This window comes from Pedobacter nototheniae (assembly GCF_004335085.1).
GTDB classification, from domain to species: Bacteria; Bacteroidota; Bacteroidia; order Sphingobacteriales; family Sphingobacteriaceae; genus Pedobacter; species Pedobacter nototheniae.
In genome coordinates, this window is record NZ_RQRS01000006.1 from 107,680 (window position 1) to 128,017 (window position 20,338).

12 protein-coding genes are annotated in these 20,338 nt (G+C 39.3%); 10 read left to right on the forward strand and 2 right to left on the reverse strand.

The window, feature by feature from the left end; genetic code table 11:
• Positions 1-9 precede the first annotated feature (9 nt).
• The 10 genes from EHC72_RS07365 to EHC72_RS07410 all read left to right on the forward strand — a co-directional run bounded on the left by EHC72_RS07365 (position 10) and on the right by EHC72_RS07410 (position 15,856).
• Positions 10-1,467 carry a RagB/SusD family nutrient uptake outer membrane protein gene (locus EHC72_RS07365; RefSeq protein WP_165585780.1) on the forward strand — a complete coding sequence of 486 codons (1,458 nt, stop codon included), beginning with the start codon at positions 10-12 and terminating at the stop codon, positions 1,465-1,467.
• Positions 1,468-1,498: 31 nt separating this feature from the next.
• Positions 1,499-2,254, forward strand: a complete 756-nt coding sequence (locus EHC72_RS07370) for a DUF4397 domain-containing protein (RefSeq protein ID WP_131537033.1) — start codon at positions 1,499-1,501, stop codon at positions 2,252-2,254.
• A gap of 56 nt (positions 2,255-2,310) precedes the next feature.
• Positions 2,311-3,234: an ABC transporter ATP-binding protein gene (locus tag EHC72_RS07375; RefSeq protein WP_131537034.1), complete on the forward strand. Its 924-nt coding sequence runs from the start codon at positions 2,311-2,313 to the stop codon at positions 3,232-3,234.
• 15 nt (positions 3,235-3,249) lie between these two features.
• A complete protein-coding gene (locus EHC72_RS07380; protein ID WP_131537035.1) occupies positions 3,250-5,553 on the forward strand; it encodes a Gldg family protein in 2,304 nt (767 codons plus the stop codon).
• 2 nt (positions 5,554-5,555) lie between these two features.
• Complete coding sequence (locus EHC72_RS23060; RefSeq protein WP_246029398.1) at positions 5,556-8,207, forward strand: MutS-related protein; 2,652 nt, start codon at positions 5,556-5,558, stop codon at positions 8,205-8,207.
• A gap of 64 nt (positions 8,208-8,271) precedes the next feature.
• Positions 8,272-10,974 (forward strand): M16 family metallopeptidase, encoded by a 2,703-nt coding sequence (locus EHC72_RS07390; protein WP_165585781.1) that lies wholly within the window; start codon positions 8,272-8,274, stop codon positions 10,972-10,974.
• A gap of 12 nt (positions 10,975-10,986) precedes the next feature.
• A complete protein-coding gene (locus tag EHC72_RS07395) occupies positions 10,987-13,275 on the forward strand; it encodes a Gldg family protein (protein WP_131537037.1) in 2,289 nt (762 codons plus the stop codon).
• Positions 13,276-13,380: 105 nt separating this feature from the next.
• On the forward strand, positions 13,381-13,980 hold the full coding sequence (locus EHC72_RS07400; protein WP_131537038.1) for a Crp/Fnr family transcriptional regulator: 600 nt from the start codon (positions 13,381-13,383) through the stop codon (positions 13,978-13,980).
• 92 nt (positions 13,981-14,072) lie between these two features.
• Complete coding sequence (locus tag EHC72_RS07405) at positions 14,073-14,882, forward strand: sterol desaturase family protein (protein WP_131537039.1); 810 nt, start codon at positions 14,073-14,075, stop codon at positions 14,880-14,882.
• Positions 14,883-15,100: 218 nt separating this feature from the next.
• The gene (locus tag EHC72_RS07410; RefSeq protein WP_131537040.1) at positions 15,101-15,856 is read left to right on the forward strand and encodes an SDR family oxidoreductase; all 756 of its coding nucleotides are present in this window, start codon (positions 15,101-15,103) and stop codon (positions 15,854-15,856) included.
• Positions 15,857-16,011: 155 nt separating this feature from the next.
• Here the strand turns inward: EHC72_RS07410 and EHC72_RS07415 are convergent, their stop codons facing one another.
• Positions 16,012-17,913, reverse strand: coding sequence for a sensor histidine kinase (locus EHC72_RS07415; protein ID WP_131537041.1), 1,902 nt, complete (start codon positions 17,911-17,913; stop codon positions 16,012-16,014).
• Positions 17,914-18,306: 393 nt separating this feature from the next.
• On the reverse strand, positions 18,307-18,939 hold the full coding sequence (locus EHC72_RS07420) for a response regulator transcription factor (protein WP_131537042.1): 633 nt from the start codon (positions 18,937-18,939) through the stop codon (positions 18,307-18,309).
• Positions 18,940-20,338 lie beyond the last annotated feature (1,399 nt).

A 20,338-nucleotide genomic window follows, 5' to 3' on the forward strand; every position in this document is an offset into this window, starting at 1 on the left:
ACCATGACTATGCTTAACCATCATTCAAACAAATTTCTATTGCTGTTATCAGCATTCTTATTGTTTTCATGTAATAAACTGGTGGAAATTCCAGATCCAAAAAACAGTCTTACCACTGACAAGGTTTTTAATAATGATACACAGGCAATAGGAGCTATGGCAGGTATATTGACTCAAATGATCAATACGAATGCTAACTCCTCTTTTGCCAGTGGGCTGGTAAATCAAGCAGCAAGGGCTTCTGCAGATGAACTGAGTATTGTAGGTACCATTTTTGCCGTAAATAACTCCAGTGGAGAGCTAGCTAGAAATGCGCTAACCGCAGAGAGTACCTTTACCAACAACATCTGGTCATCAGCATATCAAGCCATTTATGGTGCCAACGCAGTAATTGAAGGAATTGAGGCTTCAAAATCTGTTTTACTTCATGCGCAAACCAGAACCCAGCTTACTGCTGAGGCTAAATTTATCCGTGCTTTTAGCTATTTCTATCTTATAAACTGCTTTGGAGATGTACCATTAGTGTTAACAACCAATCTTGCAGAAAATTCTAACAAACCCAGAACGGCAGTTAACATTATTTATCAACAGATTATTAACGATCTTATTGAGGCAGCAAATGGATTACCAGCGGATTATGCTGCGGGTGGGGGAGAACGTATCCGGGCAAATAAATGGGCGGCCAAAGCATTGTTGGCCAGGGTTTATCTGTACACAGGCGATAATGCGAATGCCATTCTGCAGGCTACGGATGTAATTGGACAAACTGGTCTTTACCAATTGGAAACAGCAGATTTGAACAAAGTTTTCCTTAAAAACAGCTCAGAAACCATCTGGCAGCTTCAGCAAAATGTAAATAAAGATTTTTCGGGCAATGCAGTGCCAGAAGCGCTTTCCTTTCTGCCTTCTCCACTACATACAGGGCCTGCCGGAGATCTTTCTTCCAGTTTGCTTCAATCATTTGAACCTGGAGATCTCCGTAAAGCAGCTTGGATAGATAGTACTGATTTCTCACAAAGCGGGCAGAATTATCATGCGAGATTTATATATAAATATAAAACAGGATTTCATAACCTGGCGATAGGTAGTGCGGCCACTGAATATTATATGGTTTTAAGATTTGCTGAAATGTACCTTATCCGCGGAGAAGCCTTTGCGCTTAGTGGACAGCTTTCGGCAGGTATTGATGATTTAAACATTTTACGGCAACGGGCTGGAATACTGCCATTGGCGAAAAGCTTAACCAGAGATCAAACTTTGGCAGCCATTGCAAAGGAAAGGCAAACAGAGCTTTTTGGAGAATGGGGCCACCGATGGTTTGACCTAAAGCGTACTGGAAAAGCAGAGCAGGTACTTTCGGCAATTTCAGCTAAGCAACCTTGGCGTGGCAATTACCAATTATTATATCCAATTCCGAAAACGGAGCTGCAAAGAGATCATTTTCTTACTCAGAATCCAAATTATTAAAACCAAACCCAACCATTAAATATTGAACATTATGAAGAATCTAATTTTCCTATATATTTTAGCCGGGCTTTTTTTCTCAGCAATTATTTCCTGTAAAAAGGATGTTCAGCCACAAACTTTAACATCTTTAACAATTGTAAATGCTTTGCAGGGTGGTGATTTTTTGGCTGCTAACTTTAATGAACAACGCCCAGCAGAAGGATTGGGAACCCCAATGTGGATTAAGTACCGTGCTTACTCACCTAATAATCATCTCTCGCTTCCTTCCAAAGAGCAACCTATTCTTATTTATAAAATTCCAGATACTAATGCAAATGATAAGCCCATTTATAAAACATCTCTTAACCTCAGCCCCAATGAGGCTTCTACATTGTTTTTATTTGGAACACTTTCGCAACCAGAAATGCTTTTGGTGAATAAAATGCCCCCTTATCATGGGCTAACGGATAGTGTTGCAGGTTTGCGTTTGATTAATCTATCCCCGGATAAAAGGCCAGTGAGTGTAAAAATCTCAGGTAACGGAACAGATAAAACTGTAAATAACTTAGCTTACAAGCAAGTTACCGACTACTTAACGGTAAATGCAACCTCGGCAACTACAGATGTTTTGATCGAATTTTTTGATCAGGCATCAGGTTCCCTGTTAACCCAATATACTTTAAAAGATGTTGGCAGCATTAGTGCAGAAGTAAATAAATGGCGCTACCGAAACTATACAATTGTGTGGTTGCCTAACGATGCTCAAGGCAACCTTGCCAGTGACCCATTTCTGGTCTATGATTTTTAATTCTTAAAGCTATTACAGCTGTCTTCTCGAATAAATACCTAACACACATTTAAAATATGGAACCAATTGTTCGTATTACTGGACTATCACATCGCTATAGTACCAGCTGGGCTATCCGCGACATTAATATTGAAATCCCTAGAAGTGGGATACTGGGTTTGCTGGGCTCTAACGGCGCAGGTAAATCTACAACGATGAACATTCTTTGCGGGGTATTAACCCCAACCATGGGAGAGGTAATCATTAATGGAATCGACCTGCGAAAGGAGCCCGAACGTGCCAAACAAGAGATTGGCTTTTTACCGCAAACTCCGCCATTATATATGGATCTTACGGTGGATGAATACTTAGTGCATTGTGCCATCCTGCGTTCGGTAGAACATTCGAAACTAAAATCGGCATTGGAAGAGGTTAAAGAACGTTGTGGATTGAGCCATATTAATAAACGCCTGATCAAAAATTTATCAGGCGGCTATAAGCAGCGTGTTGGAATTGCCCAGGCCATTATCCATAAACCAAAACTTGTCGTTTTTGATGAGCCGACCAATGGTTTGGATCCCAACCAGATTTTGGAAGTACGTGCATTAATTAAAGATATTGCTACAGATAGGGCTGTGATACTTTCTACTCATATCTTAACTGAAGTACAATATTTATGCAGGGACATTGTGATGATTGAAAGCGGGAGAATCGTTTTTGCAGATACTATGGAAGCGTTTGACAATTATATTGCCCCACACAGCATGTTGGTTGTGATGGAGAATGCACCCCCAGCAGAAGCTTTTCAGGCTATAGAAGGCATTACCAGAGTGGAATACCTGACTGAAAAACAGCTGCGAATCTATTTCAACGGCGACAAGGGAATTTCTGAAACTCTGGTATTAGAAAGTGCAAGACAAAACTGGCGACTGCGTGAGTTGAATATGGAAAAGAATTCCTTAGATGAAACCTTCGCCCAGTTGTCCAGGATATCTAACTAAGAATCACTTTATAGAATGAAAAAAATCATACAAATAGCAAAGCTGGAACTTAGCCTGCTATTTTATTCCCCTATTGCCTGGCTGCTAATCATTGTATTCTTTGTGCAAATGACCCATGCATTTATACCAGGAATAGCATCAATGCAGAATCTACAGCAACTTATTGGAGATAATGGCTTTTTAACAAGCCGGCTGTTCACCACTTCTTCAGGATCAACCCTGGGGATTCTTTACACGATCCTTGGAAGTTTATATTTATACACCCCATTAATCACCATGGGGCTCATAAGCAGGGAGATCAGCAGCGGAAGCATCAAACTTTTATATTCTTCTCCGGTAAAAATCAAGGAGATCATTTATGGAAAGTTTTTGGCTATGCTTATCTATAATCTGGTTATCATTCTGGTGGTATCAGGGCTTTTCTTTATCGTAGGTGTTGCCGTAGTAGATCATTTTGATTATCCGCATGTATTGGTAGCCATGCTATCTTGCTTTTTGCTTTTAAGTGCCTATACAGCGGTTGGAATTTTTATGTCCAGTCTTACCAGTTATCAGATTGTAGCAGCCTTAGGTACTTTTGGCGTACTGGCGTTTATGAACTACATTGGAAGTTTTGGGCGGGGTATAGATTTTGTTCGCGATTTGACCAATAGCCTTTCCATGCCCAGCCGGGCAGAGCGCATGGTATCAGGATTACTGAACAGTAGAGATGTAATTTATTATATCGTAATCTCAGGAATCTTTTTGTCATTTACTATTGCCAGACTAGAACTCTTACGCTCTTCCAGGTCTTTTTTTTACCAAACTAGCCGATACCTTGCAATTATAGTAGTTGGGCTTGCAGTTGCTTATTTAAGTTCCCGCCAAGCGGTAATTGTGTATTATGATGCGACAGAAACTAAGGTTAACACCATTGTAAAGCCAGTTCAGGATGTTTTAAAGAAGATGGGAGATGAACCGGTAGAAGTGACAGCCTATATCAATGGACTGCACCAAAGTTATACTATCGGCGCTCCTGTTCAACGGCTTTATGGCATTGCCAAATGGGAGCCTTATCTCCGTTTTAAAGGAAACATCAATCTGCATTGGGTTTACTATTATGATTTTCTTGATCCGCAGTTTTATGCTGCTAATCCCGGAAAAAGTATAAAAGCCATATTTAAAGAAGAAGCGAAAGCAAGAGATATGGATACCAGCCGCTTTTTAACGCCCGAGCAAATCCGTAAGCAGGTTGACCTTCGTGAGGAAGGAGACCGAATGGTGATGCAATTGAAATACAAAGGGAAATCGACGTTTTTAAGAACCTTTGATGATGGTGATGGTTGGCCTGAAGAGGCAGGGATTGCCGCTGCTTTGAAACGCTTAGTGGTAACACCGCCTAAAATTGTTTTTGCTACGGATGCCTATCAGCGTAGGGTAGATAAAATTGGCGACCGGGATTATAAAATGCTTTTCAATAATAAGTTGGCAAAAACCTCACTGATTAACATGGGTTTCGATATTGACAGTGTTTCTTTGGAGCACGGCATAATCCCGAAAGATATTGCTGTATTGGTGATTAGTGACCCACGGGCTGCATTAAATCCAGCTGCTCTCACCAATCTGCGTACTTATATTAAAATGGGTGGTAATGTGTTGATTGCCAGCGAACCGGGTAAACAAGCCATTGTAAATCCTTTATTGGACTCGCTTGGCGTTGAAATGCTCAATGGAACCCTGGTACAGCGTAGCAGAGATTACTCTTATGGTCTGGTTACCCCACGGCTAACCCCTGCAGCAGTTCTAATGTCGCCAGCGCTTAAAAAACCTTTTGAAGAAAAAACAGTGGTTTCTATGTCAGGTGCTGTAGCTTTAAAAGACAAACACGAGGGCGTTTTTAAAGTTGAGCCAATTTTAATGACTGATTCCATCACGAGCTGGATCAAAAGAGGATCATTTGTGCTGGATTCGGCGGCACTGGTGTTTGATAAAAAGACAGGCGATGAGCATGGAACTTTTCCAACAACGCTGATGCTAACCCGCAAAATTCATAACAAAGAACAGCGGATTATGGTTTCAGGCGATGCCGATTTCTTTAGTAATAAGGAGCTGAGCAGGGGCAATCTGGAAACAGCAAATGGCTCTGTCGCGATCAGCATATTCAGCTGGTTTTCCAACGCAGAATTTCCAATAGATATGAGCCGATCCGCTCCAAAAGATGCACATCTAAAGCTAAACAAAGCAGGGGTGAAAACTTTAAAAGTAATGTATTATGCGGTTATCCCTGGCGCAATCATTTTGCTTGGTATGGTGCTTTTGATCCGTAGAAAAAGAAAATAATTATGAGCTTTATAACTGATAAACAAACAATTGATGATTTGAACGTTTTCTCCAAATCGGGGAGCGATTCAATCTACCATATTTTCAACAAGACCTTCACGCAGGGTGGTGCGGCCCTGCTGGAGGAAATGTTCCGCAGTCCACTTTCTGATCATCAGGCCATAAATGAGCGTGTAGCGATATTGCGGTATTTTCAGAAAAGTAAAACAGCTTTCCCCTTACAAGGTAACCGTTTTGAAGAAGCTGAAAGATATCTTTCAAATACCGATCCCAGAAGCCGCCTTTCTAACCAAGGTTTTAGTATGGCTGATTTTAATGCAGCCGGACAAAGTGTAACGGCGTTGATGGAAATCCTTCAGGGACTAAAAAAGTTTATGCAGGAAATTGAGTCTAAGGTGGTAAATAATCCTTATGGTAAACAGGTTTCTGCAGTTTTAGCCCTCTTGAATGCCAAAGAACTGGAGCTGATTTTTAAAGATCATGGCAAGGGAAAAATCTCGTCTGGCAGAATTGTGGAGTACGATAATATCCTGCGTTTTCAGCAGCGTGGTTTGCTGGAGAAAATTTTGCAGCAGATTTATTTTCTGGATGTATGTATTTCTATCGCCAGGGTAGCTACTGAACGCGGATTTACTTTTGCCACAGCGTTACAGCGTGATGAAAACCGACTTCGATTGAAAGGTGTTTACCACCCACTGCTTAGCCACGCCATCCCCAATACATTAGAAATGAATCCTAACGGGAATATTGTATTCCTCACAGGAGCAAATATGGCAGGTAAATCTACCTTTATGAAATCGCTGGGAATCTCGGTTTACCTGGCTCATCTAGGTTTTCCAATCGCCGCCGAAGAAATGGAATTTTCGGTATGCGATGGGATGTACACCACAATTAACCTTCCTGATAATCTGGCCATGGGGGCCAGTCACTTTTATGCCGAAGTGTTGCGGGTAAAAAAAGTTGCTGTAGAACTTGGTGCAGGAAAAAACTTGTTTGTCATCTTCGATGAATTATTCCGTGGCACAAATGTTAAGGATGCTTATGAAGGTACAATTGCCATCATGGAGGCTTTTTCGGCCAAACCACACTCTTTATTTGTGGTTTCTACGCACATTATGGAAGCTGGAGAGGTGTTAAAGGAACGGTGCCCGAATATGAGCTTCCGCTATCTGCCAACGCGTATGGAGCATGGTAAACCTGTTTACACTTATACATTGAGTGAAGGGATTACGGATGACCGTCATGGGATGATTATTGTGAATAATGAAGGAGTACTGGAACTAATTAACGATAAAACTGGAGTAAAGCCACAATATCAGCATTTTCAGGCAGATAAGCAGACCATAGAAGACTTGAACCTACAAGGCAAGTTTAAGCAACAATCTATTTATAGCCTATTTAACCATTTGCAAACCCGCGGCGGAGAGAAAGTATTGGATGGCATGTTTCGCGAACCTTTAAATGACGCTAATCAAATAAATAACAGAAGTGCTTTGTTTGACTTTTTTCAGCAAAATAGCCTGATTTTTCCCGTAATCCGTTCACAGGTAGAATCTATGGAAGATTACCTGGCTGGTGGCGCCGGTGCGGCCTTACCAAGAGTGGCTTGGGGCATCTTTACCAAGAAATTTAGACAGGTGCTTTTTCACAATGCCGAATTACTCCAACTCCAAGCTGGGCAATCGGTAACCATTGAAGTGTTGCAGGCTTTTTGCGATTTCTTTTCAGAGTTAAAGGATCAGCCAAATGTGGGTATTTATCAAAAAGATGTTGATGCCGCATGGAAAATATTGCAGGATTCCAGACTTCAAAGTGTTTTGAATTCGCCTGAAGGGCAGCCTTCGCTAGGTCAGTTGATTCGTAATGATTATACCATCAGACATGCCATGATGCGTGAGATGGAAGTGCTATTAAAGCTAATTTATGAACTAGATGTATATATGGGCGTTGCCGCAATAGCCCGCGAAGAAGCTTTTGTATATGCCAAGGCATTGCCGGCAGATCAGATGCTTCTGGATTTAGAAGGTTTTCGCCACCCTGGATTAAGAAAAGGGGTAAGCAATAACCTGCACCTGAGCCGCGAGCGTAATGTGCTGTTTTTAACCGGCGCCAATATGGCCGGAAAATCGACCTTTATGAAATCCATGGGGATTGCGGTTTATCTGGCACACATGGGCTTCCCCGTGGCGGCAAAACGGATGGAATTTTCTGTAAAAGATGGTTTATTCTCTTCTATCAACGTTTCAGATAATCTGGATATGGGCTACAGTCATTTTTATGCAGAGGTACTGCGCACTAAAACAGTTGCTAAAGCGGTGAGCGAATCCCTGGACTTGTATGTTTTGTTTGATGAACTATTTAAAGGAACCAATGTAAAAGATGCCTATGATGCAACCCTTGCAGTAACACAGGCCTTTGCAGAAAACAGGAATAGTTTCTTCGTGGTTTCTACACATATTATTGAAGTAGGTGAGGCTTTAAGGAAAGCCTGCAACAACCTGCAATTCTCTTATCTGCCAACTGTAATGAGAGATGGTGTGCCTACATATCCATATACACTGGCTTCTGGAATCACCACCGATCGTCAGGGAATGATCATTATTGAAAATGAAAAGATTATAGAGATCATTAAAAATCAGCAACATGTTAGTTAAAAATAATTTTTTTAAGTTTCTGTCAATGGCGACGCTTTGCTTTGCTTTGGCGTGCAAAACTCAAATGGCTACACAGCCTTTGTTGCTCGATCCGGAAGTAAGGACGGGTAAACTAGCCAATGGCTTTACTTATTATATCCGTAAAAATAAAACGCCTGAAAATCGGGTAACTATGTACCTCGCTGTAAAAGCAGGGTCACTCCTGGAAACCGATCAGCAACGGGGGGTGGCACATTTTGTAGAGCATATGAGTTTTAACGGAACCAAACATTTCCCTAAAAAGGAATTGACTAATTATCTGGAGAAATCTGGTGTACGTTTTGGTGCAGACATTAATGCCAATACGGGCTTTGATGAAACGGTTTATCAGCTTCCGATACCTTCCGACAATCCAGAATTGCTAGCTAATGGCTTACAGATTATGCGTGATTGGGCCCAAGAAGCTAATATTGATGCTGCAGATGTAGAACGTGAACGCCATGTGATTCTCGAAGAGAAACGCTACCGCGATGGACTTGCGCAGCGTTACCAGGAAAAGGCCATTCCTTTCTATACCAACGGATCCCGTTATGGTATGCGTTTGCCAATCGGCACCGAAGAAGTATTGCTTAAGGTTTCTCCCGAAGAAATACGTAGTTATTATAAAGATTGGTACCGTCCTGATTTGCAGGCTATTCTGGTGGTTGGGGACATTGACCCTGATCAGATGGAAAAAAATATTAAAGCAAAGTTCTCCGATTTGAAAAAACCTGCAAATGAAAAAGTAAGGACGGTTTACCAGTCTAAATTAACTGGCAAAGGCCAATATATGCAGTTTCTTGATCCAGAAATGGCTGGTATATCTGTGGAAATAATGATGAAAGAATACACTGATAAGCTTACTACAACAACAGACTTCCGGACCGTTCTTTTAAAAAATCTATTTGGGCAGCTCGTAAACAACCGTTTTAGAGGACTACCACTTGCAGGTTTTACACCATTATCAGGTGGATTGACTTCTTTTTCAGTAGGGGTAACCACTAAACCAGCAGAAACTGAACAAGCCCTAAAAAGTGTTTGGCTGGAATTACGTAAAATGCAGGAGCAAGGCTTTACTTCCAAAGAGTTGGATAGGGTAAAAAAGAGTTATCTCCAAAAGATGTCAGATGAGATGCATGAGAAAGATAAAACAGCATCAGAGGTGCTCATTAAATCTTACTTGCAGCATTTTCTAACGGGTAATGTACCTCAGGGAATCAAAGAAACATATCAGTTAACCACAGAATTACTTCCTGATATTACCTTAGAAGAGATCAATAGTCTGCTGGATACCTACCTTAAGTCTAAAGATCGTGATGTGATAGTGAAGGGTTCTGAACACAATAAAGGATTTTTACCCGATGCCGCTACGGTGGATCGCTGGATAGAAAGCGTTTATACGCAAAGTTTGCCTGATGCTGAAGAAGATGTACAAGATTTGCCGCTATTGAAGGTTGAGCCTTCTCCAGGAAAAATCACATCAACAGAAGAAATTAAGGCTGTTGGTATTCAAAAGCTAACCCTGAGCAATGGGATGACTATTCTATTGAAAAAGACAGGATTTCAAAATGATCAGATTCTGTTTAAAGGCATTTCTGCTGGTGGTGCCAGTTTATACGCTGATGCAGATTACTTAAGCGCCATCAATGCAGCGAAGCTAACGGTAGCAGCCGGAGCAGGAAATTATGATGCGCTGCAACTTAATAAGCTTCTGGCGGGCAAAAAAGTGCAAGTAAGTCCTTTTATTATAGATGATTATCAAGGTTTTAGTGGAATTACGACTCCGCAAGATTTGCAAGCCAGTTTGGAACTTCTTCATGCTTATTTTACCGAACCCCGAAAAAATGAGGAAGCTTTTACCACATTGATAGAAAGGACCAAAGAGGAGATGGCTACCACCGGAAATAATCGGTCTAAAGTATTTATGGATACGGTAAACTTTATTTTAGGGAACTCCCATATCCGTAAAATACCACCACGTGCAGATCAGCTGAGCCAGATTAAACTAAACCGAACCTTTGAAATATATAAGGAGCGTTTTGCTGATGCCTCTGGTTTTACCTTCCTTTTTGTTGGTAACCTTAATGAAAGCACCATCAGACCTTCACTGGAAAAATACCTGGGCTCTTTGCCAGCTAAAAACCTCCATGAAACTGCAAGGGATGTAGGTATTCATATTCCGACAGGTCAAATTTCTAAAACGGTATACCTGGGTAACGAACAAAAGTCAAGCGTGTTTTTAACCTATTCAGGCGATTTTGATTATAATCTTCAGAATACCATTGATATGAATGCGGTGGCAGATGTTTTAAAAATCAACCTGACCCAGCGGCTGAGGGATCAAGAAGGCGGAACTTATACTCCAAATGTGCAGATCAATATGTCTAAATATCTAAAAAGCAGGTTCAGCCTGATCATTAGTTTTGACTGTGCCCCAGAAAATGTAGAGAAACTAATTACCTCGGCAAGGGAAGAGGTGAAGGCGATAAAGACTTCAGGACCTTCAGCAGATAATTTGCAAAAGTTTAAGGCTGCCCGAAGGGTTGGTTTACAAACTGGCTCAACTAATAATGATTTTTGGTTGGATTATCTGGCTTCGCAGATCATGACCAAAGAGCCATTGGACCAGTTCTATAACTACAATTCTGCCCTAAATGGAGTAACAACAAAAACGGTTCAGCAGGTGGCGGCAAAATACATCCAGGAAAAGAATTTTGTGAGACTTGTGCTGATGCCAGAAAAAAAATAACTTTTTATAGATATGAAAAAAATTATACAAATAGCCAGGCTGGAGCTTAGCCTGCTATTTTATTCCCCAATTGCCTGGCTGCTGCTAATCATTCTGTTTATACAGGTTAGTTTGAGTTTTACAGGTATTATGCCCGATTTGGCACGTGCTAAAAGTGCGCCATTTTTAACGAGCATGTTGTTTACCGATGCTCAAAAAATTGGCATCATTGCCCGTATTCTCGATAGTTTGTACTTGTACGTTCCATTAATTACCATGGGAATTATTAGCAGAGAAATCAGCAGTGGAAGTATCAAATTGCTCTATTCTTCCCCGGTTAAACTCAGTCATGTAGTTTATGGTAAATTTGGTGCCATGGCAATCTACAACCTAATAATTATCGGCATTTTAAGTCTTTTTGTTCTAGGCGTAGCTTTCATAATTCCGCACTTTGATTATGCCCATATTCTGGTGGCTTTACTGGCAACTTACCTGCTGATTAATGCTTATGCCGCGATTGGGATTTTTGTATCCAGTTTAACCTCTTACCAGGCAGTGGCTGCCATCAGTACTTTTGTGGTGCTCGCCTTTATGAACTATATAGGTACCGTTGGTCAGGATATGGATTTTATACGCGATTTAACTTTTAGTTTGTCTATGCCAAGCCGAGCCGAAAGAATTATGTCTGGCTTGCTAAATACCCGCGATGTGATTTATTACCTGGCAATTACCGCCATGTTTTTAGCTTTTACCATCACTAAATTGGAAATGGAAAGGGTTTTAAAATCAACTTTACAGCAAATAGCACGCTATGCGCTGATTGTAGTGATTTGTTTAAGTATAACTTACATCACCTCCCGACAATCAATGATTGGTTACTATGATGCAACTGCTACTAAAGTTAATACACTAACTAAAACCAGCCAGGAACTCCTGAAAAGAATGGGAGATGAGCCCATTGAAATGACCGAATATGTGAACGGAATAGAAGATTCTTACAACAGGGCTACACCTAGTGAGCGCATTGCAGACATTGCCCGATGGGAACCATATTTAAGGTTTAAACCCAATATCAACCTCAAATGGGTTTATTATTACGATAGTATTCCTGGCCTTACTAAAAACTTAATTGAGTATAAAAGCACCTTTAATAAGTATGTTGTTTTTATGTCGGGTGTTAATCAATTGGATCTTAGTGATTTTTTGAGCCCTAAGGAAATTCACAAGCAAATCAATCTTTACGAAGAGGATTCACGCACAGTGATGCAGTTGAAATATAAAGGGAAGGCAACCTTTTTACGTACCTTTCCTTTTGAACAAAATATGTGGCCTAAAGAAGCAGAGACCGGAGCGGCTTTGAAACGATTGATTATGACTCCTCCAAAAATCGTTTTTGCAACGGATGGTTTTCAGCGGAGCATGGATAAGCTTGGGGATCGTGATTATAAAAAACTACTCAACGAGAAAACAACCAGAAGTTCACTAATCAATCAGGGATTTGATTTAGACAGCGTTTCTTTAGAAAAGGGAGAAATCCCAAAGAACATATCTGTTCTGGTAATTGCCGATCCTAAGGTTGCTTTCAGCGCAGCCGCGTTAGCCAAACTTCATAAGTATATTGCCGAAGGTGGTAACCTGATGGTTGCCGGAGAACCGGGTAAGCAGAATGTGGTTAATCCTTTGCTGGATGAACTTGGAGTAAAAATGTTAAACGGAACTTTGCTTCAGCGTAGTCGGGATTATTCGTACGGTCTGGTTACTCCACTGGTATCGGCTGGGGCCGTGGCAATGTCATCTTTTTTACAGCCCTTTTATGCTTACCAATCTGTAGTTTCCATGCCTGATGCTGCGGCTTTGGATTATAACCCTAAAGGTGCCTTCGACATTCATCCCATCCTGATGACAGATGCGAAAACAAGCTGGTTAAAAAAAGGTAAATTTACGTTGGATTCAGCAGCATTGACTGTGGAAACGCGAAATGGAGATGAAGAAGGGTCATTTCCTACGGCATTGATGTTAACTAGAAAACAAAACAATAAAGATCAACGGATTCTGGTATCTGGCGATGCCGACTTTTTCAGTAATATGGAATTGGCGAGGGCAAATATGCGAACTGCCAATTCAAGCATTGCAGTAAACATTTTTAGCTGGTTTGCCAATGGAGAATTTCCCATAAATGTATCACGCCCAGAACCTAAAGATAATACCATTAAGCTCAATAAAGTACGTGTTAAAGTTATACAGGTTGTATATTACGGCCTAATCCCTGGACTCATGTTTCTCTCGGGCACCATATTATTAATCCGTAGAAAGCGCAAATAATTCTTTTTCTTCCCCAGCCTGCCTCTATTTAAAATTAGGGCAGGTTGGCAAGGAAGAAGAGTTTTTAATTTAACCGCTTTTACAAAATTTACCGTTAATCATAATATGAAAGATCACTTTATCAATTCGCTGACTGAATTATTAACGGATTCTAACGGGAAACTGCTTTACGATATAGAACCTTTATATGCTATGTCAAGGCTGATAACCTTAGAAGCAAATGAAATATATATTTCCAAAGGAGATTTGGGAAAGCGGCTGGCTTTTATTGAAAAAGGGGTTATGCGTGCCTATACCCACAAGGAAAATGCAGATGAGGTTACTTTATTTCTTAGGTGGGAAGGACAGTTTATTGCCTCACATGATACAATCCTGCATCAAAGGCCTTCACGCTTTATTTACCGGGCGCTTGAACCATCAGTATTAATGGAAATTGATTATGATGTATTAGAAGATATGCTCAGATTACATCCCGATTTGGAACCACTTAGAAATTTTTTCCTGATGCGCATGTTGTCTGAAACCCTACAAGTAATGGAATCTTTCGTTTTGCAATCTCCAGAGGAACGTTATCGGGAGTTGGTTACTGAGCGTTCTCAATTAGTAAACCGGGTAGCAGATAAATACATTGCTTCCATGCTCGGCATTACACCGGTATCTCTAAGCCGCATCCGTAAGCGCATGCACCAAAAGGATAGAAGTTGATGGAAATTATCTTTTGTTAAGATTCGAAATTATCTTTTGTTAACGTCCTGAGCCCTTCGGCTTAGTTAGCTTTGATCTATAATTTAAAATTTATGGAAACGATTATAGAAACATTTTTCAGAATATTAAGTCTGTCGGCCATCCGATATTTTGTAATTGCAGGGATTCCCTTTTTTCTCTTTTACCGATTACTCGCCCCGAAGTTATTGCAATCTAAAATTCAGGCACGCCTGGCCTCAAAGAAAGATTTTGTTCGTGAAATTTGGTACTCCATGCAAAGTACGCTTGTTTTTACGTTTATTATTGTTGTAATTCTTTTAACCCCTTTGCGTAAATACACGCTTCTGTATGATAACCTTAGCGATTTTCCGCTTTGGTATATTCCGGTAAGCTTGGTAATCAGTTTGGTTATACATGACACCTATTTTTACTGGATGCATCGGTTACTACATCATAAAAGATTGTTTAAAACTGTACATCTTGTTCATCACAAAAGCACAAATCCCTCTCCATGGGCATCATACAGTTTTCATCTTTTGGAAGCTATACCTGAAGGCCTGGTTCTATTGCTGATTGTATTTTTAATTCCTATGCATCAAATCACGATATTTCTTTTCGTTGTTGCTGGTTTTATTATCAATGTTTATGGCCACCTTGGATATGAATTGGCACCTAGATGGTTTCGCAGCAGTGTGCTGTTTCAGGTATTCAACACTTCCGTACACCATAACCTGCACCATAGCAAGTTTAAAGGCAATTATGGTTTGTATTTTAGAATCTGGGATAGAATAATGGGTACAGAACACCCTGATTATGTAAATGATTATGACCAAATCCAGAACCAGCGTTTTGGAGCTTCGGTAGTAAAAGAAAGTAAATTACAAGAGGTAGTTACTCAATAAAATTTTTATAACTATTACTAAAAGCCAGCTTCAAATCCAATCAGATAACGCTTGCTAAAAAGCGCACTTTTTTAAAGGCGAAAATTGGAACTTGATAACAAAATGTTGCCATTCTTTTAAATTCGATGACATATTATTGTTGTATTCTCCATTCTAGTTGCTGTATTGTTATGCTGTGTGTAAATTAATACCATTACATGTATTAAAAATGACAAGTTATGGCAAGAAATGATTTAAAAGGGAAAGTGGTTTTGATCGCTGGCGGCGGTAAAAACCTTGGTGGATTATTAAGTAGAGATTTTGCAGCAAAAGGAGCAAAATTGGCTATTCATTACAATAGTGAAAGTTCAAAGATTGAAAGTGAAAAAACATTGGCAGAGGTACAGAAATTGGGTGCTGAAGCTTTTCTATTCCAGGGTGATTTAACTCAGATTGTCAATTTAAACAGGTTTTTTGATGAAACAATTGCAAGGTTTGGAGGTATAGATGTTGCTATTAATACTGTTGGCATGGTATTGAAAAAGCCTTTTACCGAAACAACTGAAGCGGAGTATGATACTATGTTTGGCGTAAACTCTAAATCTGCTTATTTCTTTTTACAGGAAGCTGGTAAAAAAATAAATGAAAATGGTAAAATCTGTACGATTGTTACTTCATTACTTGCTGCTTACACAGGATTATATTCTACCTATGCAGGCGCAAAAGCTCCGGTTGAACATTTCACAAGGGCAGCTTCAAAAGAGTTTGGTGCTAGGGGTATTTCTGTAACGGCAGTTGCGCCAGGGCCCATGGATACTCCTTTCTTCTATGGGCAAGAAAGTGATGATGCGGTAGCGTATCATAAATCTGCCGCCGCTCTTGGTGGATTGACAGATATTAAAGACATTGCACCGCTGGTAGAGTTTTTGGTAACCGATGGATGGTGGATTACAGGACAAACCATTTTTGCAAACGGCGGCTATACAACAAGATAGGAACTTTAGGAGGTCGGTTTATGCTGACTTCCTATTTTTCAATGTTTAATTACATTCTTGTTCTTCGGGTTTAAGCTACTTTCAAAAAAGACTGATATTTAATTTTACAACGCTTAGAGTTTAACTAAACTTATAAAAATCAGTTTATTACCGCTTTACCATGACGTTAATGGTATTGACACGGTTATTTCAGTACCTTTCGAATCCGAATGTATTTTAGTTTCCCCGTTTAGGGATTGAACCCGTCTACGGATGGATTTTAAACCTATAGTTGATTTTTCATTGCTGGATTTTTTTTCATTTAACCCTATCCCGTCATCATTGATTATTAAAATGAGGTTACCTTCTTCCTCATAAATTAGGATTCCTACATTGTTAGCCCTGGCATGTTTGATAATATTGGTAATTGCCTCTTGGATGATACGGAGTAATGCAATTCGCGTATCCAAATCAACACCTATTAGTGAACTATCATCGATATTAATATTTTTATTGTAGCGACTTTCAGGTAAAAAATTATCTGTAAGTAGTTTAATATGTTCCTCAAAATGTTGTTCTTGTTGGTCGTTAGAGGAGCTAAACCATTCATGGCTTTTGTTTCGTGCTGCTTTGTAAGCATTTTCTGTTTCCCTCAAAAGCATATCCAGCTTGTTTTTTAAAATAATATCAGGAGTATTCAATGATAAGGCCTCTAATTGGTGCCTAATAGCAGCAATGGATGAGGCAAGGCCATCATGAAGGTCTTGCCCAAGGCGCTGTTGCTCTTCTCTAACCGCTTGATGTTTAGCTTCCTCCATAGCTATAATTTGCATATTTGCCGCGTTGTTAAGCGCATCTACCTGAGCTTTTGATTTCTTATCCTTGCGGAGCATGATTAGATAGATGATAAGCACAATAATGGCTGCGCAAGAGGATACAATCAGTAACCACAAAGCTCGACGTGCATTTTTAGCATTTAATAACTTGTTGTCATCCACTATAGCATTATATCGTATATAATCACTGATAAATTTTTTAGATTTTTCCCATTCTGCTGACATTGCCTTTTCCAATTGAAGATGAACATTGATAATTTCGTCTTTGTCTTCTAATTGATTTGCAACTTCTAAAGCATTATTTAGGATATAAATCTCTAAGTACTTATCTCCACTTTTTTGTGCAACCTGGTAAGCCTGATAAAAATAATCAAGTGCAGTTTTAGGCTTGTCGTCATAATAACCTGTCATTAAGAAGAGCGCATTAATTTCTAAATTCGGATCACCAATGCGCTGCGAATCTGATATTAACTGTTTTATAAGCGGTAATGCTTTCTGTTTTTGCCCACTTAAAATTAGTAAACGTCCTTGCCACAACTGATTGAAAATTAGCATTCGATCATCTTTGTACCTATTTGCAATTTCGTTGGATTTGCCTAAATAGTAATTAATGCTATCCTCAGTAAGATTCGGATTTCGGTTACAATAGCTAATATACACCTCAGCCATAATGCTGTCTTTCTCTAACTTTTTTCCAGTTTGGATGGCCTTTTGCAAAAGCGATTTAATTTTTGGCCTATCGGAAATACCCTTATTCATAACTTCGACCATATCTAAATACACCCGAATAATTTTCTCGGGATCATTTAGCGCTTGGTAATCTGGCAATATTTCAGCTAGCAATCCCAAAGATTCTGCGTATAATCCTCTTTTAAAAAAAGCATAAGCAATTAATTCGTCAGCATCTGCTTGCCCTTTCTGGTAACCTAAATTTGTTGCCATTCGCTTGGCCTTTACTCCGTAGTAAAAGCAACTATCTACATTTCTGCTTCGGTATAGTGCGCCTAATTGGTTTAAACTGTTAACCAGCTTAACACCATCTTTGATGAAGGGTAGTCCTTGTCGTTCCCGTTCAATTTGCTGAGTTTGGCATTTGGCAATGTTATTACTAACGCAAAACAATAGGCTTAATAGTAAACAATAGATAGGTTTTATGCGTGGCATGTTTGGAGTAAAAACAATAACTGCACGGTGTATTTTATACAAATTTTCCATTTTTTGTACCAGAATAGTTAATTTCATAGTGCCATTTTTTAATAGGCTAATTACGAGGTGTATTTCTGTAAAAGTGTTCTATCCATTTAATAGTGTTCGTTAAATGGATAGCCGAATAAACACAATGTTTTTCCCCTTTCTTCTGAACAAATACCTGCCATTTCCCTTTACTGTTTTTTAGATTCAGTTATTTGTCAAATAATCCGTCTATGGACTCATAGCAACCCAAAAACAAGCCTCTGGGTACCGAAACTTATGAAATTTCAAAAAATGAAATATAAGTAGCTTAGAAAGGCTTATAAATTTAACGATGACTTTTTGATTAATAGAGGCAGAAAAAAGGCAGACAATAAATAAAAAGTCTTTAGTGAGGGGAACGATTTTGAGATCATGAATTATGTTTGGTTGTACTAAGTGGAATTAAATTAGTTCCTGCTTTCGGGCATAAGATAACAGCTCTATAATGGAGTTGGCATTTACCTTAGCCATCATCTTTCTCCGGTGTGCTACAATGGTATGCTTACTTAGGTTTGTTTGTTCTGCAGTATGGGCAATAGTTAGTCCTTGTGCAAAATAATGAAGAATCTCGAGTTCTCGGGCAGTGAATGGTATCTTACTTGTTATATCTGTGTTTGATACAATTTCGGTTATTGATGGAGAAATATACTGTTCGCCCTGACTTATTATAGAAAGGCATTCCAGTATGGAATTAAAGCCTGATGATTTGCTTACGAAGCCATTGGGATTATAGCTCAGAATATTTGCAATTGTTATGGGACTAATTACCGAGCTGATGATAATAATGGTGACGTGCTTGTTTAATCGTCTGGCTTCGTTAATGAGCGGTAGGGCATTTGTGTTTTTTAGATAATAATCCAAAAACAGGTAAATGGGTGACTTAAAATTCTTAAGCAGAAAATTAATTAATTCACGTTCTTCACTAAAAGTATGTACTGAATTGAAAAGCTCAAGCCTTTCAATAAGTGCTGAAAAAGAATCTGCAAACAGATGGTGGTCATCAAGCACAATTGCTATGGCTTCTCTTTTTTTCATAAATAGTTCGAATATAGTAAAATTAGATAGTTTGATCTGATTATGAGTGATATTTAAAGATGTTAATAGCAAATTAATGCTATATATATAATGAGTAATCGCAATTTATTGTTTCTTAGTTTCTGGAGCAATAATTTTTTATGTATAAATTACTCTTTTCTCTTGTTTATCCAAGCAGGTAAATTGCGTAATTACTTGCGTGAAGTTATATTGGTTTGTTTCAATAACAACAATTTGCTATTGTGATAAATTTCACGACATGATCTTGTTATAATGCGCAAGTGCCTGTTTATCTTGATTGTGGGAATGTTAATTTTAGAAAGTCAAGTGATAAACTTTCATCTTGACCAAACAAAAATGTTCATTATCCTATAATCTTTATGAACTTAAATTCACGATCTCTGCTGTCCACAAAAGATGGATGTGCCTATCAAAAAAAAATCCTTGGATTAATACCTCGGAACATCCAAGGGCTAATCCTAATGGATAAGCCAAATAATTTTAAAGAACTTTGTTGTCACCACGTAACTAGTACCATTAAAAAAGTTATGTGTGTGGGGCTAATACTAGGACTCCATGCAGTAGCCTCAGCTCAGCAAAAGGTAAAAGATGGTTCAGTTGTAGGAAGTAATCTGCCTAATAAGGATGCAATTTTGGAACTGGAAAGTAGTAATAAAGGTTTCCTTCATGTAAGAGTGAGTTTAACACGCACTACAGATTCTGCACCGCTAACTTCTCATGTAGCAGGTATGATGGTTTATAATACTGCAACAGTAAACGATGTTCTTCCAGGAATTTATTACAATGATGGCACAAAATGGGTGTTTGTTAGACGTTCTAATAATATAATCGTTGAAAACCAACCAGGAAAAACTGGAAGTCCTGGAATACCAGGTACTACGGGCGGGCCTGGTGTTGGGGTTACAATTGTTAATAACGATAGTGGAACATGGGTTTTTAACCCGACAACAAATAGCTGGACAAATATTAAAGGTGGAAATGGTATCAATGGAACCAACGGTACATCATTAACAAGTGGTGCTACTGCTCCAACTGGAACTGGCGCAACAGGCGATACTTATATTAATACAACTACGGGCGATACTTATGTTTACAATGGTACAAGCTGGGTTTCAAATGGAAATATTAAAGGTGCAAAAGGTGATACAGGTGCTGCTGGTACAAATGGAACCAACGGTACATCATTAACAAGTGGTACCACTGCTCCAATTGGAACTGGTGCAACAGGCGATACTTATATTAATACAACTACGGGCGATACTTATGTTTACAATGGTACAAGCTGGGTTTCAAATGGAAATATTAAAGGTGCAAAAGGTGATACAGGTGCTGCTGGTACAAATGGAACCAACGGTACATCATTAACAAGTGGTACCAC

Excerpts from the sequence above, each read along its gene's own strand:
- EHC72_RS07400 (WP_131537038.1), top strand. The coding sequence starts at position 13,381 with ATGAAAGATCACTTTATCAATTCGCTGACTGAATTATTAACGGATTCT.
- EHC72_RS07410 (WP_131537040.1), top strand. The coding sequence starts at position 15,101 with ATGGCAAGAAATGATTTAAAAGGGAAAGTGGTTTTGATCGCTGGCGGC.
- EHC72_RS07405 (WP_131537039.1), top strand. The coding sequence starts at position 14,073 with ATGGAAACGATTATAGAAACATTTTTCAGAATATTAAGTCTGTCGGCC.
- EHC72_RS07395 (WP_131537037.1), top strand. The coding sequence starts at position 10,987 with ATGAAAAAAATTATACAAATAGCCAGGCTGGAGCTTAGCCTGCTATTT.
- EHC72_RS07370 (WP_131537033.1), top strand. The coding sequence starts at position 1,499 with ATGAAGAATCTAATTTTCCTATATATTTTAGCCGGGCTTTTTTTCTCA.
- EHC72_RS07380 (WP_131537035.1), top strand. The coding sequence starts at position 3,250 with ATGAAAAAAATCATACAAATAGCAAAGCTGGAACTTAGCCTGCTATTT.
- EHC72_RS07375 (WP_131537034.1), top strand. The coding sequence starts at position 2,311 with ATGGAACCAATTGTTCGTATTACTGGACTATCACATCGCTATAGTACC.
- EHC72_RS07415 (WP_131537041.1), bottom strand. The coding sequence starts at position 17,913 with ATGAAATTAACTATTCTGGTACAAAAAATGGAAAATTTGTATAAAATA.
- EHC72_RS07420 (WP_131537042.1), bottom strand. The coding sequence starts at position 18,939 with ATGAAAAAAAGAGAAGCCATAGCAATTGTGCTTGATGACCACCATCTG.
- EHC72_RS07365 (WP_165585780.1), top strand. The coding sequence starts at position 10 with ATGCTTAACCATCATTCAAACAAATTTCTATTGCTGTTATCAGCATTC.
- EHC72_RS07390 (WP_165585781.1), top strand. The coding sequence starts at position 8,272 with ATGGCTACACAGCCTTTGTTGCTCGATCCGGAAGTAAGGACGGGTAAA.
- EHC72_RS23060 (WP_246029398.1), top strand. The coding sequence starts at position 5,556 with ATGAGCTTTATAACTGATAAACAAACAATTGATGATTTGAACGTTTTC.